The organism is Aeromonas sp. s5 (genome assembly GCF_040907865.1).
GTDB lineage: Bacteria > Pseudomonadota > Gammaproteobacteria > Enterobacterales > Aeromonadaceae > Aeromonas > Aeromonas dhakensis.
The window spans coordinates 1-16,432 of sequence record NZ_JBFOCO010000025.1 but is presented as its reverse complement, the minus strand read 5'-3'; the positions used below and the strand labels follow the sequence as shown (position 1 = coordinate 16,432).

The following is a 16,432-nucleotide window of genomic DNA, read 5'->3' as shown; positions in this document are numbered from 1 at the left end:
TTATTGCGCCTGGATTCTGAGTTCTGCACTGGAACGGCTGGTGTGACCCAACAGGGACTTGACGTCGCTGGACTTGGGTTTGATCAGCCTGAACTTGGGCACATAGGAGTCGAAATTGGCCAGGATCTCCTCGGCGCGCGAGCTGCCGGTTTCGTTGAGGTGCGCCGTGATGATGCCACGCAGGTGCTCCTGATGGATGGCAAGATCCGCCACATCCAGCAGTTCAACCAGCTCGGGGTTGGTGCGCTTGGCGAAGCTGCCGCACTCGTCGAGCACGTAGGCAAAGCCCCCGGTCATGCCTGCCGCGAAGTTGACGCCGGTCTCGCCGAGCACGGTGACGATACCGCCTGTCATGTATTCACATCCGTTGTCGCCAATGCCCTCGACGACCGCGAGGGCCCCTGAGTTGCGCACCGCGAAGCGCTCGCCGGCGGTCCCCGCAGCATAGAGCTTGCCGCCAGTGGCGCCGTAGAGGCAGGTGTTGCCGATGATGGCCGCCTCGTGGGACTTGAACGCCACGCCGACGTGGGGCTTGATCACCAGCTTGCCGCCGGTCATCCCCTTGCCCACGTAGTCGTTGGCATCCCCGGTGAGGATCATCTCGAGGCCGCCGGCGTTCCAGACGCCGAAGCTCTGGCCGGCAGTGCCGTTGAAGTGCACCTTGACTGGATCGGCCGCCATCCCCTGGTTGCCGTGGCGCTTGACGATCTCGCCGGAGAGGCGCGCCCCCACCGAGCGGTCGGTGTTGCGGATGTCGTAGCGGAACTCGCCGCCGCTCATGTTTTCCACCGCGTCCAGCAGGTCTTCCACCATCTTGAGGTTCAGCGGCCCCTTGTCGAAGGTGGGGTTGTGCTGCTGGCTGAACAGGCTGGAGCCTTCCGGCGCTACCGGGCGGGCCAGGACGCCGGACAAGTCCAGCTTGGCCTGACGGGCGGTGAGGCCGGGCAGGGCTGCCAGCAGGTCGGTGCGACCGATGAGGTCGGTCAGCTGGGTGACGCCAAGTTGGGCCATCAGCTCGCGAGTCTCCTCGGCGATGAACTTGAAGTAGTTCATCACCATCTCCGGCAGACCGGTGAAGTGCTCGCGACGCAGCTTCTCATCCTGGGTGGCGACGCCGGTGGCGCAGTTGTTCAGGTGGCAGATGCGCAGGTATTTGCAGCCGAGCGCCACCATGGGGCCGGTGCCGAAGCCGAAGCTCTCGGCGCCGAGGATGGCCGCCTTGATGATGTCCAGACCTGTCTTGAGACCGCCGTCTACCTGCAGGCGCACCTTGTGGCGCAGGCCGTTGGCGACCAGGGCCTGCTGGGTTTCGGCCAGCCCCAACTCCCAGGGGGAGCCGGCGTACTTGACCGAGGTGAGGGGGCTCGCACCTGTGCCGCCGTCGTAGCCGGAGACGGTGATGAAGTCCGCATAGGCCTTGGCCACGCCGCAGGCGATGGTGCCAACACCGGGCTCGGAGACCAGTTTCACCGACACCAGGCAGTTCGGGTTGATCTGCTTGATGTCGAAGATGAGCTGGGCCAGATCCTCGATGGAGTAGATGTCGTGGTGGGGCGGCGGCGAGATCAGGGTCACGCCGGGCACCGAGTAACGCAGCTTGGCGATCTGGGCCGTCACCTTGTCACCGGGCAGCTGGCCCCCTTCGCCGGGCTTGGCGCCCTGGGCCACCTTGATCTGCACCACGTCGGCGTTCATCAGGTAGTGGGGGGTGACGCCAAAGCGCCCCGAGGCCACCTGCTTGATGCGCGAATTCTTCTCGGTACCGAAGCGCTTGGGATCTTCACCGCCTTCGCCCGAGTTGCTCTGACCGCCGAGGCGGTTCATGGCCACCGCCAGCGCCTCGTGGGCCTCCGGGCCCAGCGCGCCGATGGACATGGCGGCGGAGTCGAAGCGGGGGAACAGCTTGGCCGCAGGCTCCACCTGTTCCAGCGCCACCGGGTTGTCGACCTTCTTGAGGGTGAGCAGATCTCGCAGGGTGGCGACCGGCCGCTCGTTTACCAGGCGGGCGTACTCCTTGTAATCGGCATAGTTGCCGGAGCGCACCGCCACTTGCAGGGTCTGCACCACGTCCGGGTTGTAGGTGTGGTACTCGCCGCCGTGGACGAATTTGAGCAGGCCGCCCTGGGTGAGGGCCTTGCGGGCCAGCCAGGCCTGACGGGCCAGATTGAACTGATCCTGCTGGATGTCGGCAAAATCGGCACCCTGGATGCGGCTCGATACGCCGCGAAAACACATCTCGACCACGGCTTTGGAGAGGCCCACCGCTTCAAACAGCTGGGAGCAACGGTAGCTGGCCACAGTGCTGATGCCCATCTTGGACATCACCTTGTAGAGCCCCTTGTTGATGCCGTTGCGGTAGTTGAGCATGGCCTGGCGCAGGCTCATCTTGAGCACGCCCTCTTCTACCTGCTTGGCAAGGGTCTCGTAGGCGAGGTAGGGGTAGATGGCGGTGGCGCCAAAGCCCAGCAGCACCGAGAAGTGGTGCGGGTCGCGCACGCTGGCGGTCTCCACCAGGATGTTGGCGTCGCAGCGCAGGTTGTTGTCCACCAGGGTGCGCTGCACCGCCCCCACCGCCATGGCGGCCGGGATGGGCAGGGTGTCGGCACTGACGTCCCGATCCGAGAGCACCAGCAGCACGGTGCCGGCCTTGGCGGCAGCCTTTGCCTCTTCACAGACGCGTAGAATGGCCGCTTCCAGCCCCTCTTCGGGCCTGAAGTTGAGGCTGATCACCTGATGGCGGTAGTGCTCCCCTTCCAGGGCCAGCAGCTGGTGGAAGTCGGAGTAGAGCAGGATCGGCGACTGGAACAGCACCCGGTGGGCGTGGCCGAAGGTCTCGTTGAACACGTTCTGCTCGCGGCCGATACAGGTGGCCAGCGACATGACGTGGTTCTCCCGCAGCGGATCGATGGGCGGGTTGGTCACCTGGGCGAACATCTGGCGGAAGTAGTCGTACAGGGTGCGCTGGCTGGAGGAGAGCACCGCCATGGGGGTGTCATCCCCCATGGAGCCCACCGCTTCCTGGCCGTTTTCACCTAGTACCCGGATGATCTGATCCAGCTCCTCATAGGAGTAGCCGAACAGCTTCTGATAGGTTTTCAGCTGATCGTCGGAGAACTCGCGGGCACCGGTGCTGGCGTCATCCATCTGCTCGAACGGCACCAGTCGCTTGCAGTGCTTGTCCATCCACTGCTTGTAGGTGTGGCGGCTCTTGAGGTCGTCGTCGATCTCGAAGCTGGTCCAGATCTTGCCGTTGCTGGTATCCACCACGAACAGCTCGCCCGGGCCGACCCGGCCCTTCTCCAGCACCTCGTCCGGGGTGTAGTCCCAGGTGCCCACTTCGGAGGCCAGCGTGATGAACTTGTCCTTGGTGATGACATAGCGGGCCGGACGCAGGCCGTTTCTGTCGAGCGCGCAGGTGGCGTAGCGGCCGTCGGTCATGACGATGCCGGCCGGGCCGTCCCAGGGCTCCATGTGCATGGAGTTGAAGTCGTAGAAGGCGCGCAGGTCGTCATCCATGTTCGGGTGCTTCTGCCACGCCGGCGGGATCAACAGGCGCATGGCGCGGAACAGGTCCATGCCGCCAGCCAGGAAGAGATCCAGCATGTTGTCCAGGCTGGAGGAATCCGACCCCGTGGTGTTGACGAAGGGGGCGGCCTCTTGCAGATCCGGGATGAGCGGGGTGGCAAACTTGTAGCTGCGCGCCTTGGCCCATTGGCGGTTGCCGGCGATGGTGTTGATCTCGCCATTGTGGGCCAGATAGCGGAACGGTTGCGCCAGCGGCCAGCGTGGGCTGGTGTTGGTGGAGAAGCGCTGGTGGAACACGCAGATGGCCGCCTGCATGCGGATGTCGGCGAGATCCAGATAGAAGCGCGGCAGGTCCACCGGCATGCACAGCCCTTTATAGACGGTGACCAGATTGGAGAGGCTGACCACATAGAAGTAGTCATCGCTGATGCGCTTCTCGATGCGGCGGCGCACGATGTAGAGGCGGCGCTCGAGATCCTTGTCGACCCAGCCAGGCGGGGCGTTGACAAAGACCTGTTCAATGCTGGGTAGGGACGCCTTGGCGATGGAGCCGAGTACATTGGTATCGATGGGCACCTTGCGCCAGCCGACCAGACTCAGGGTCTCCTTTTCCAGCTCCTCGTCGATGATGTCGCGCGTGGCCTGGGCCAGGATGGGATCGGGGTTGAGGAACAGCATGCCGACCGCGTAGTTGCGACCCAGGTGCCATCCCTTCTCTTCGGCGACCGCTCTAAAGAAGCTGTCGGGTTTTTGCAGCAACAGACCGCAGCCGTCGCCGGTCTTGCCATCGGCGGAGATACCGCCGCGGTGCTGCATGCGAGCCAATGCTGACATCGCGAGACGGACAAGCTTGTGGCTGGCTTCACCTTCCATGTGGGCCAACAGGCCGAAGCCACAGTTATCCCTCTCCAGCTTTGGATCATATAGTGACATTGCATTTCTCCCTTGCTCGGCCTTGCATCGCGCTGTCGTCAACAGACTGCATAAATTGCGATTGGCTCTTGTGGTTCCGTCCGCCTGAGGTGGCGAATCTCCAAACTAATGGGATTTTTCGGCAAGGTCAATTGGACATCCCGGCTGTTTTCATTATTACAATGTCATAACAAAATCTCGATGCGCGAGGATAAATGGGGTGTTAATTGGCTATTGCTCTGGAATTTTTTATTTTTGCGAGATTAAATCCTGATGTGTCGGGTTTTGTTGGTTGACTCGGTGGGTGTGGGTGTTTGTAGTAAATTTACCAATTCACTGCCGGAGTGGCTGGTTGAGATCACATTACTGATGTGAATGTCTTGCATTTGCCAAATCCCCGTCTAAAGAAAAATTTTCATTATTCAACAGAATGTTAGCTAACAATTATGCAGCCATGCTGAAGGCTGGTCAGAAGGGGGATGGGTCTCGAAAGCGTCGAGAATGTCCGGTTAACTGATATTTATCCTGTTATTGGTGAATATTTATATGTTTTCTGACTCTCGTATCCCTTGATCCAGCGCAGCGCCCCGTACGGGCAAGCTCGTACAATGACGCTCCTTTACTGGAGGTGTCATGCAGTTACACGAACTCGTCAATACATTCGGCCAGGATCTCAAGCAGCGCCATGGCCAGAAGATCCACAAGCTCTCCATTCACGGCGCCTTCACCTGCCCCAATCGTGATGGCACTCTGGGGCGTGGTGGCTGCACCTTCTGCAATGTCTCCTCCTTTGCCGACGAATCGGCCCAGCAGCTCTCCGTGGTGCAGCAACTGCTGGCTCGTCGGGACGAAGTGACCCGCGCCAAGCGCTATCTCGCCTATTTTCAGGCCTATACCAGCACCTATGCTGAAGTGGAGTACCTGCAGCGCATGTATGAAGAGGCGTTGTCGGTGAGCGACATGGTGGGCTTGTGTGTGGGGACGCGCCCAGATTGTGTGCCGGATGCGGTGCTGGACCTGCTGGCCGGTTATCAGGCCCGGGGTTACGAGGTGTGGCTGGAGCTGGGGCTGCAGAGCGCCAACGACAAGACGCTGCAGCGCATCAACCGGGGCCACGGCTATGCCGCCTATGTGGATGCGGTGACCCGGGCCCATCAGCGGGGCATCAAGGTGTGTGCCCACCTCATCGTGGGTTTGCCCGGCGAGGTGCCGATGGACAGCCTGGATACCCTGCACCGTATCGTGGATACCGGCGTGGAGGGGATCAAGCTTCACCCGCTGCATGTGGTGGAGGGCAGCACCCTCGGCAAGGCCTGGCAGGCGGGGAGGCTCGATGTCTTGAGTCTGGAGCAGTATGTCGAGGCGGCAGTCGCCATGATCCAGCACACCCCCCCCGAAGTGGTCTATCACCGCATCTCGGCTTCAGCGCGCCGGCCAACCCTGTTGGCCCCCGCCTGGTGCGAGAACCGCTGGACAGCGATGGCCGATATTGCTAGTGCGCTGGCCCGCACCGGTCCTCAGGGGCAGGCGTTGGGGCGCCCGTTTTCCCTTGTGGGCAATATTGATTAGGTCGTCAGATTTCATTAAAAAAACAGTGGGTTATTAGATGAAATTCAGTCTTTGCGGTATAGTTTCGGTAAAATTGTCTTGATATAGTACTTGGCTTGAAAAAGATATCATTATCAATAAGCTTGTATTATTTCCAATTTGGACGGGATATATCGGGCATGGCGCCACCCTGTGTCGCGCTCAACAGCCTGACCTGCCGTCCCCGCTTTGGGCATAATGCCGTTCAGGTCTGTCGATGACATCCAGTGTCAGGTACCTGTGCTTTTAGTGTGTATCAGGCTGTAGCTCCTTTTTTGGGGAGCGCTGTTCTTTATGTCACGGGCATGTCTGCGCCAACGATGCCCGTGAGGCTTGAATATCGGTATGGCGAGACAGCCGGCCCAATCATGCAGTGACAGGATGCTATGCAAGCAGAAACTAACCGTATTGACGAGTTGTTGGAGTGCCTGGTCTTTCTGACCCGCTTTTATGGGGTACCCAACAGCAAGGACGCTCTCACCACCGGCCTGCCGCTGGTGTCCGGTCTGCTGACGCCCAATCTGTTCGGCCGTGCCGCCGAGCGGGGTGGCTTGTCCGCCCGGGAAGTCATCCAGTCTCTCGACGAGATCTCCCCCCTGTTGCTGCCCTGCGTGCTGCAGATGCGCAACGGCGGCGCCTGCATCCTGCTGGAGTGGAACGAAGACAGAACCCAGGGCAAGGTGATCTTTCCTCAGGCGGGGGATGCGGCCCAGTGGCTGAGTGCATCTCAACTGGGTGATGAGTATCTGGGGCGGCTGTTTTTTGTCAAAAAGCAGTTCAAGTTCGATGAGCGTTCACCCAAGGTGCTGGAGACCCGCGATGGTCACTGGTTCTGGAGCACCCTGCTCGAATCCCGCGGCATCTATCGGGATGTGCTGGTCGCCTCCATCCTCATCAACCTGTTTGCCGTCGCAAGCCCTCTGTTCACCATGAACGTCTACGACAAGATAGTGCCCAACCTGGCGTTTGATTCGCTCTGGGTGCTGGCGGTCGGCGCCATGGTGGTATTCACTTTTGACTTCGTGATGCGCCAGCTACGCAGCTACTTTATCGATATCGCCGGCAAAAAGTCCGATGTGCTGCTGTCTGCCAAGATCTTTGCCAAGGTGATGGGCATGCGGATGGAATCGCGTCCTGCGTCGACCGGCGCCTTTGCCAAGCATCTGCAGGAGTTTGAATCGGTGCGGGAGTTTTTCACTTCCGCGACGGTATCTACCCTCATCGATCTGCCCTTTGCCATCTTCTTCCTGTTCATCATCTGGATCTTTGCCGGCGTCATGGTGGTGGTGCCCATCGTGGCCATGGTGATCCTCATCATTTACAGCTTCTATATCCAGGCGCCGCTCAAGCAGTCCATTGAAGAGGGCTCACGGCTGGCTTCCCAGAAGAACGCCAACCTGATCGAGAGCATCTCGGGCCTCGAAACCGTGAAGATCTTTGGTGCCGAGAGCATGTTCCAGCACCGCTGGGAGCAGGCCGTGTCCCACATTTCGACTTGGGGTGTACAGACCCGCCGCATCACCAACTCCATGTCATCGCTGGCCAGCTACATCCAGCAGGTGGTGACGGTGGCACTGGTGATTGTCGGGGTTTACCAGATCTCGGAAGGACTGGTCACCATGGGGGGCATGATTGCCGCCGTCATGCTGTCGAGCCGCGCCATCGCGCCCATGGTACAGCTGTCGGTACTCTCGACCCGCTACAACCAGGCCAAGTCTGCATTGGATATCCTGGAGAAGATCATGATCACGCCGGGCGAGCAGGAGGAGGGCAAGCAGTATATCCACCATCCCGTGATCTCCGGTCGGATCGAGTTTGACAAGGTGTCGTTCAAGTATCCCGGGATGGAAACCAGCACCCTGCACAATATCAACCTGCGCATCGAGCCAGGTGAGAAGGTGGCCATCATTGGCCGGATCGGGGCGGGCAAGACGACGCTCGAGAAGATTTTGATGGGCCTCTATCGGCCCACCGACGGCTCGGTACGGCTCGATGGTTTTGAACTCGATCAGCTGCCGGCCTCGGTGATCCGCCGCAATATAGGCTGTGTGCCACAGGATGTGACCCTGTTTTTTGGCTCGGTACGCGACAACATCATGCTGGGCAATCCGCTGGTGGATGATGTGCGGGTCATGCGGGCTGCCAAGCGGGCCGGTGTGACCAATTTCACCAACCGGGATCCCAATGGGCTGGATAGACAGATAGGGGAAGGGGGCCGTCAGCTCTCCGGTGGCCAGCGTCAGGCCATCTTGCTGGCCCGGGCCTTGCTCAATGATCCCCCCATACTGGTGATGGACGAACCGACCTCCAACATGGATAACCAGTCGGAGATGCAGGTCAAGCATGAGCTGGCCAGGCTTGGGCCGGAAACGACCCTGATCGTCATCACCCACAAAACCACCATGCTTGACGTAGCCTCACGGGTCATCGTGATCGAGCAGGGCCAGGTGGTGGCCGATGGCCCGAAGGAAATGGTGTTGCAACAGCTGAAAGAGGGCAAGGTGCGCGTACAGGAGGCCTCCAATGGCTAAGTTTGGCCTGTTCAAGAAGGCGCCTTCCGATACTGTGTTGCCGGCCCCGGAACACCTTGAGTTTGTGGATGACGGTGCGGCCGCCGTCCTGCTGAGTACCCCGACGCGGGCACGTGCCCTGCTGTGGGCCTGCTTCCTGTTTTTCATGAGTGCCATCATCTGGGCGGCCTGGGCCGAGCTTGATGAGGTGACCGTCGGCCAGGGCAAGGTGATCCCGTCACGTCAGTTGCAGGTGATCCAGAACCTGGAGGGGGGGATCGTCAAGGAGATCTTCGTTAAGGAAGGGGATATCGTCGAGAAAGGGCAGCCACTGCTGCGCATCGATGATACCCGTTTCCGTTCCGACTTTCGGGAGCGCGAGCAGGAGCTGGTGACCCTCAAGGGGGACATCGCCAGATTGCGGGCGGAGATCCAGAGCGTGGTGGTCAAGACCGGCCCCAATCTGGGTTGGCGTGAACAGGTGGTGGTTGAAAAGCAGCCCATCGTTTTTCCGGACGGTTATGAGAACGTGTTTGCCGAATATGCGACACGGGAAAAATCGGTGCAGAATGAGCGCCTCAACAACCTGAGCAACCAGCTCTATATTCTTGGTCAGCAGATCGAGCAGAAAGAGCAGGAGACCATAGAGCTCAATGCCAAGATAAGGACGGTGGCACGCAGTGTGGATCTGGCTCGCCAAGAGCTCAATATCAGCCGTCCCCTGGCCAAAGAGGGGATCGTGCCCCAGGTTGAGTTGATCAAGCTGGAACGCCAGGTCAACGAGATGCAGGGGGAGCTTGAGAGCAATAGGCTGCTGATCCCCAAGCTTGACTCCGTATTGCGGGAAACCATCTCCAAGCGCAACGATATTGCGCTGAAGTTCCGGGCCGATTCGCAAACCGAACTCAACGAGCGGCAGGGCAAACTGAGCCAGTTGTCCGAGGGGCAGGTGGGATTGCGTGACCGGGTAGATCGCACCAGCGTCATCGCCCCGCTCAAAGGCACTATCAAGAAGCTCAAGATCAATACCCTGGGTGGCGTCGTCCAGCCCGGCATGGATCTGATGGAGATAGTACCGCTGGAAGACACCCTGCTGGTCGAAGCCAAAGTGTCGCCGAAAGATATCGCATTCCTGCGACCGGGGCTGGAAGCCGTGGTCAAGATCACTGCCTATGACTTCACCATTTATGGTGGATTGCATGGCAAGGTTGAGCAGATAAGTGCCGACTCAATTCAGGATGAAGATGGCAATTCCTTCTACCTGGTTCGGGTACGCACCGAGAAGAGTTACTTGGGCGATGAGCTTAACGCACTTCCCATCATCCCCGGTATGTTAGCCAGTACAGATATTATTACTGGTAAAAAAAGTGTCCTAGACTATTTGCTTAAGCCGATATTACGGGCAAAGCAGTCGGCACTGAGAGAACGATAAGCCAACAATCTAAAAACAACATGACTGGAGATACCATGAAGAAGACGATTGTTGCCATGTTAGTAAGTGGCGCCGTGCTGTTCCCGGGCCTAAGCCAGGCACAAACACTGGAGGAGTCAGTGGCACAGTCATTGGCTACCCATCCCAAAATAAAGGAAGCTTTTGATCTCTATCAGGCCCGACTGTATCAGCATGACGGGGCCAAAGGTGGTTACTACCCCACTATCGATCTGCGTGGCGGTGTCGGCTATGAGAAGACTGATAGTCCATCAACTCGTCTTAACCCCAATAGTGACGATTCGATGACCCGTAAAGAGGCCGGCATCAGCCTGCGCCAGATGTTGTTCGATGGCTTCAACGTCAGCAGCAACGTGGCACGTACCGATGCCGAAGCCAATGCCCAGCGCCTGGCCATGATCTCCGAGGCGGAGAACACGGCACTGCGGGTGGCCGAGGTCTACCTCAACATGCTGCGCCAGCAGGAGATCTTGGAGCTGTCCAAGCAGAACCTGGAAACCCACGAACAGATCCGCAGCGACATCAGCAAGCGGACCGATTCGGGGTTGGGTTCAACCGCTGACCAGACCCAGATCGATGGTCGGGTAGCCAGAGCCTATGCCAACCAGGCTGCCGCCGAGAACAACTATCGCGATGCCGAAAGTGAGTTCATCCGGGTGGTCAACGAGATGCCAAAAGATTTGGTACAGCCGGTTCCGGATGCTCAGCTCATTCCTAGCAGCCTGGATGCTGCACTGAAGACGGCAACCGAAGTTCACCCGACGCTGCTCTCCTCCCTGCAGGATATCGAAGCCGCCAAGTACCAGCATGAGGGTTCCAAATCCGGTTTTTATCCCAACGTCACCTTTGAAGTGGATCAAAACTGGAACGAGGATATCGATGCCGTCAAGGGGCGCAACGATGACCTGACCGCCATGGTACGGATGCGCTACAACTTGTTCCGTGGTGGTTCCGATCTGGCCCAGAGCAAGGCCACTTCCGCACTCTATTCCCAGGCCAAGGACATTCACATGAATGCCTTCCGCCAGGTAGAGGAAGGAACCCGCCTGGCCTGGAACGCAAAAGAGTCTTTGGCTAAACAGAAGACCTTCCTGAAAGAACACGTGGATGCAAGCTATGACACTGTGCAGGCGTACAAGAAGCAGTTTGGTCTCGGTCAACGTACCTTGTTGGACGTATTGAACACCGAAAACGAACTGTTTGAAGCGCGCCGCAGCTACATTACAGCCGAGTATGACTCCCTGTTTGCGGATTATCGGATCCTCAATGCCACTGGCAGCCTGCTCAACGCATTCAATGTGAAGCAGCCGGCCGATTGGCAAGCCAAACAGTAATGGAGTACGCATCAGGTTTGATGCGAGTGAAAGGGATGGTTGCAGCCGGGCTGCCGCCATCCCTTGTCTCTGACGGCCATCTCTGGCCAATGCAGTGAGTACCATTGGATCTGTCGAAGATGCATGTGACCGGATGGGATAGAGCAAGCAGTATCGGCATGGCGTCAACCTCCGGTTTGACCCAGCTGCTGCGCGCTCGCTGGTTACGCTGGTCACTTTGGCTGCTGCTGATATCTCTGCCGCTACTGCTCTCCGCCAGCCAGCCTCTTACCCCTGAAGATCTCAAACTGGTACAACGGGCTCAGGAGACCTACGGCGTCAGAGCCGGCAAACGGGTTACCACCTGGCGCACACTGGTAATGCAAAACCGCGCTGCCGGCCTGACCGACCGTCAGAAACTGGAGAAGGTTAACCAGTTTTTCAACCAGATGCGGTTTATCGACGACATCAAGTTGTGGCGAAAAAAAGACTACTGGGCAACCCCGCTGGAGTTTTTGGGAGCGGCTGGTGGCGATTGTGAAGACTTCAGCATTTCAAAATACTTTACCCTGCTGGAGCTGGGTGTTCCGGATGAAAAGATGCGGATGGTCTATGTCAAGGCATTGGATTACAACCAGTTTCATATGGTCGTCGCTTACTATGAAACACCGTCTGCGGTGCCCGTCATTTTGGATAATTTGATAGGGTCGATCCGGCCTGCCAGTCAACGTAGGGATCTGGTGCCGATATACAGCTTTAACGGTAGTCACTTGTGGTTGATGAAGGCGCGTGGTCAAGGGGAACTGGCTGGACAGTCCTCTCGCCTGGGATTATGGAATGATTTACGCAATCGCATGACGTCGGGGCGATTGGCTCAACCTGTGTTGAATTTGGATGATTAACCTATGACGCTCTACAGACAATTATTGGCAACCATGTTGATCCTGTTCGGGTTGTTGTTTGCAGCTACCTATTGGGTGCAATTCAACTCGACTCGAACCTATCTGGCCCAACAGCAGGAAACCACCGTCATCAATACAGCCACGTCTCTGGGGCTGGCACTGACCCCTTATTTGGAAAATGGTGACAAGGTGGGGGCTGAGTCCGTCATTCAGGCGATATTTGACGGGGGATATTATCGTCTGGTCCGTCTGGACTTGCTGGCTTCCAAGGATGTCATCGAGCAGGAAAATACCAATAACATTCAAGGTGTTCCCCAATGGTTCATCAATCTTGGGTTGTTTCCCGAGGTATCCAATGAGTCGATCCTGACGTCGGGCTGGCTGCAACTGGGTAAATTGAAGGTCGTTGGTCATCCCGGCCAGGCCTATTACGAGTTGTGGCGCGGAATGAGTGAGCTTGCCAGCTGGTTCCTGATAGGTTTTCTGATCACCACCATCTTGCTCATGCGGGCACTCAACTACCTGCTCAAGCCGCTCAAGCAGATTTGTGAGCAGGCCGTCGAGATAGAGCTGCATCACTTTGGTCATGCCATTCCCGAACCCAAGACCCATGAATTGAAACAGGTGGTTCAGGCCATCAACACCCTCTCCAGCAAGTTGGCCGTGCAATTCAAAGAGCAGGCCGATGAGGCTGAAAAACTGCGGGAGCGGGTCTACGTCGACGCCGTCTCCGGCTTGGGCAACCGGGCTTATTTCGTGGGTCAGGTCAACGCCTGGATTGCAGAGGCTGGTCAAGGGGGGGTCATGCTGGTTGCCGTCGACATGCTGGACGAGCTGTACCGCGAAGAGGGATTTGCTGCGCGTGACAACATGGTCAAATCGATAGCCCAGGCTTTGAAAGAACAATTGAAAGGGTGGGATGGCTCTGCTGTGGCGCGGATCTCGGCAACGGAATATGCCCTGTTGTGCCCGACTGATGACCTTTCCCAATTGAAGGATTTGGCTGAAGTGATCAACAGTCGCATCGCCGATCTGGTGGTAAATCCCATGGGTGAGGGGGGCGCCTTGTCCGTCATTGGTATTGCTGGCCGAGATGGCAACGATGATTTGTCGGCACTGCTGACCAAGGCTGACAATGCGCTGGGCAGGGCCCGCAATGAACGTCGTGGTGCCGTGGTGATGGAAGGGGGCACAGATCAGGGGTTGATGGGACGCTTGGCTTGGCGTGATCTGGTTCAGGATGCGATTGCACGGCATTTGTGGCGTTTCAAGGCGCAGCCAGCCTGCCGGTTTGATAATGGTCTGCGTATGCATGCAGAACTGTTTGCCTCCATCTCTCGCGATGGTACCGATTATTTCGCAGGCCAGTTCCTGCCTGCCATCGAGCAGTTCAAGCTGGGTGGTGAGTTTGACCAGGCAATACTGGATGCGTCAGTTCCATTACTACAGCAGCAACCTGATCTGGTCCTGGCGGTCAATATTACGGCTGGTTCGCTGTGTTCAGATGAATTCCGTACTTGGCTGACCGGCTATCTGAGCGACAATGCCGGATTGAAAGAACGCTTGCTGTTCGAGATCCCTGAAGCCGCCATCATGAAGCACAAGGAGCATGTGACCGCTCTGGTTAATGTTCTGCAAGAGCATGACTTTCAGTGGGGGGTGGATCACTATGGACGCCACTTCCAGTCACTGGGGTATCTGGAGGAGCTTGCGCCTTCCTATGTCAAGGTTGACCACGGCTATACCAGCCAGGTTATGGAGCCTGGGGCTGATACTTCCTTCCTGGCTGCGGTATGTCGTGCCGCCCACAATGCCGGCGTTACAACCATTGCGACCAGAGTGGAAGATCAACACCAGGTCGAGTTGCTTTCAAAGCTTCATATCGATGGTTACCAGGGCTTTGTACACCCGGCATTTCCGTTGCCGTGAGCATGACCAAGTATTTCAGGGGCCCACAAGGGCCCCTTTTTTATTCGAAAAATTAATAAGCATGCTTATTCTCAGTTTAATTAGACTAGATGGCTTCATTTGGTGTCGCGCAACTGATTGATTTGACGATATAAAAAAGAACATTCGATTTCGTACATTTCCCCTCCCCAGTTTTGACACGAATCCCATACATTTTTGCAACGGATGCAAGAAGCACGGACATCTATGGTGTAGACATCGAGATCCGTCACGTTGGAGCAATGGACATGCGTACCCAAATCATCGACAAAACCGTTGTGGTTTCTGCAGTTGAAGGCAATGTGCAAATCGTGCTGGCTGATGGAAGCAGCCGCCCTCTGCAAAAAGGAGAGATCCTGCAACCCGGGGCAAAGCTCAACATTGCAGATGATGCCAAATTGTTATTGGCGCCCTACGATGATTCACCGGCGGCTGCCACACCGGATGCTCCAGCCCATGATGCGCCTGCTACCGGCCAGCCACCGGCTCCGGATGCCGGAAATGCGGCCTCTCCTGATATAGCCGCCTTGCAAAAGTCGATTTTGCAAGGGGTTGACCCGACGCAAAACTTTGAAGCGTCAGCTGCGGGTGGTGCTCCGGCTGCAGGTGGTGGCGGTGGGATCGGTGGGGTTGCTGGAGCCAGCGGTAACGGTGGTTTTGTAACCATCGACAGGATTGGCGATGCCACTATCGCCGCCGCCGGGTTTGACACTACCTACCAAGCTGAGCCGGTGGTGGATACCCAGCAGATAGCGGAGCCCTTGCTGGTCAATGAGCTGACGGATCAGGGAGAGCAACTGACCGTTGCTGAAGACGGATCTCTGAGTGGTAATCTGCTGGATAACACGGTGAATACCGATGGGCCGCAGGCTGCATCAGTACTGATCTTCACCTGGGGGGACAATGCCAATATAGCTGCCGGTACCAGCGTGACCATCGATGGGGTAGGCACGCTCATCGTCAATACGGATGGCAGCTTCACATTCACACCGGCCCCCAACTACGATGGCGCCGTTCCACCAGTGATATATACCGTGACTGATGGCACCGACACGGTGCAATCCACCTTGGAGTTGACGATCACCCCCATCAATGATCTCGCCGATGAGGGAGAGAGTGTGGTGGTGACGGAAGATGTAGCCGTATCGGGCAATTTGCTTGCCAACACCATCGACAATGATGGTCCGCAGGCGGCTTCCGTGTCTGGATTTAGCTGGGGTGGGGTTGCCAATGCCACCTTGGGTACACCTGTCAGCCTGGCAGGGATCGGTACTTTGCTGATCAATGCGGATGGTAGCTATCAGTTCACGCCGGCTCCCAATTATGATGGTCCTGTTCCCGCCGTCAGCTACACCGTCACCGATGGTGTAGATACCGTCCAATCCACTTTGACCATCACTATCACGCCGGTTGATGAACCGGTCGAACTGGCTGGTTTGCAGGTGGAAGGGGGAGAGCTGACGCTCAATGAAGCCTCTTTGGCAGATGGCAGTAATCCCAATGCAGCAGCCTTGACCCAGAGCGGTATTTTTACCTTCAGTGCGGCCGATGGTGTCCAGAGCTTGACCCTGGGCGGTGTTGCACTGATCACCAATGGACAAACCATCACTTCGTTCCCGCAAACCATCGCCAGCCCGTTGGGCAATCAGTTGACTGTTACCGGCATCAATTACAACCCTGCAACTGGAACGGGGAGCGTGAGTTACAGCTATACGCTGAACGACAGCGAGACACACACTCAACCAGCTAACGATGCATCACTGGTGGAGAGTTTCAATGTTGTGCTGGTCGATCCGGATGGTGACACAGCCAATGGCAGTCTGGATGTCGTCATTCTGGATGATGTTCCCAGCGTCACCCTGACTTCCAATACGCAAGGGTTGGGGACTGTCTCCGTCGACGAGAGTCTGGTCAGCCTGGGTGGAGTGGGCGGCGACGGGGTGGCCAGTGCCAGCCTGAGCGCGGCCGACGTACAGGCCCAGTTCAACCCGGCCTTCGGGGCCGACGGGGCGGGCAGCATTGGCTACAGCCTGGCGCTGAGCGGCAGCAACGTGGCAAGCGGCCTCTATGCGGTGGATCCGCTGGCTGCCAACGGCCAGGGGGCGGCCATCTTGCTCAATCAGGTGGGCAACGTCATCACCGGCAGTGCGGGCGGGGTGGATTACTTCACCCTGACCATCAACCCGACCAGCGGGGAAGTGACCCTGGCCCTGCTGGACAACGTCTGGCATGGCGACACCAGCAATGCAGATGACAGCGTGGCACTGACCGTGGGGCAGGGCGTGC

Annotated in this window: 8 protein-coding genes; 7 read left to right on the top strand and 1 reads right to left on the bottom strand. The window is 57.8% G+C overall.

What is annotated here, in order from left to right:
- Complete coding sequence (gltB, locus tag AB5Y94_RS15335) at window positions 1-4,458, bottom strand: glutamate synthase large subunit (protein WP_368206081.1); 4,458 nt, start codon at window positions 4,456-4,458, stop codon at window positions 1-3.
- Window positions 4,459-5,070: 612 nt separating this feature from the next.
- On the opposite strand from gltB, the gene AB5Y94_RS15330 reads away from it, so the two are divergent.
- The 7 genes from AB5Y94_RS15330 to AB5Y94_RS15300 form a co-directional block, all read left to right on the top strand.
- Window positions 5,071-6,006, top strand: a complete 936-nt coding sequence (locus AB5Y94_RS15330) for a TIGR01212 family radical SAM protein (RefSeq protein ID WP_024943443.1) — start codon at window positions 5,071-5,073, stop codon at window positions 6,004-6,006.
- 404 nt (window positions 6,007-6,410) lie between these two features.
- On the top strand, window positions 6,411-8,555 hold the full coding sequence (locus AB5Y94_RS15325; protein WP_005302550.1) for a type I secretion system permease/ATPase: 2,145 nt from the start codon (window positions 6,411-6,413) through the stop codon (window positions 8,553-8,555).
- Entirely contained in the window at window positions 8,548-9,966 is a 1,419-nt protein-coding gene (locus tag AB5Y94_RS15320; RefSeq protein WP_005302548.1) for an HlyD family type I secretion periplasmic adaptor subunit, read from the top strand. The genes AB5Y94_RS15325 and AB5Y94_RS15320 overlap by 8 nt, the downstream gene beginning before the upstream one ends.
- Window positions 9,967-10,001: 35 nt before the next feature.
- Entirely contained in the window at window positions 10,002-11,318 is a 1,317-nt protein-coding gene (locus AB5Y94_RS15315) for a TolC family outer membrane protein (protein ID WP_126881556.1), read from the top strand.
- 158 nt (window positions 11,319-11,476) lie between these two features.
- Complete coding sequence (locus AB5Y94_RS15310) at window positions 11,477-12,199, top strand: transglutaminase-like cysteine peptidase (RefSeq protein WP_017766671.1); 723 nt, start codon at window positions 11,477-11,479, stop codon at window positions 12,197-12,199.
- Between the two features lie 3 nt (window positions 12,200-12,202).
- Complete coding sequence (locus tag AB5Y94_RS15305) at window positions 12,203-14,128, top strand: LapD/MoxY N-terminal periplasmic domain-containing protein (RefSeq protein ID WP_017766670.1); 1,926 nt, start codon at window positions 12,203-12,205, stop codon at window positions 14,126-14,128.
- Window positions 14,129-14,394: 266 nt separating this feature from the next.
- Window positions 14,395-16,432 (top strand): retention module-containing protein (locus AB5Y94_RS15300; protein ID WP_368206080.1); only part of this gene is annotated, 2,038 nt, incomplete at its 3' end.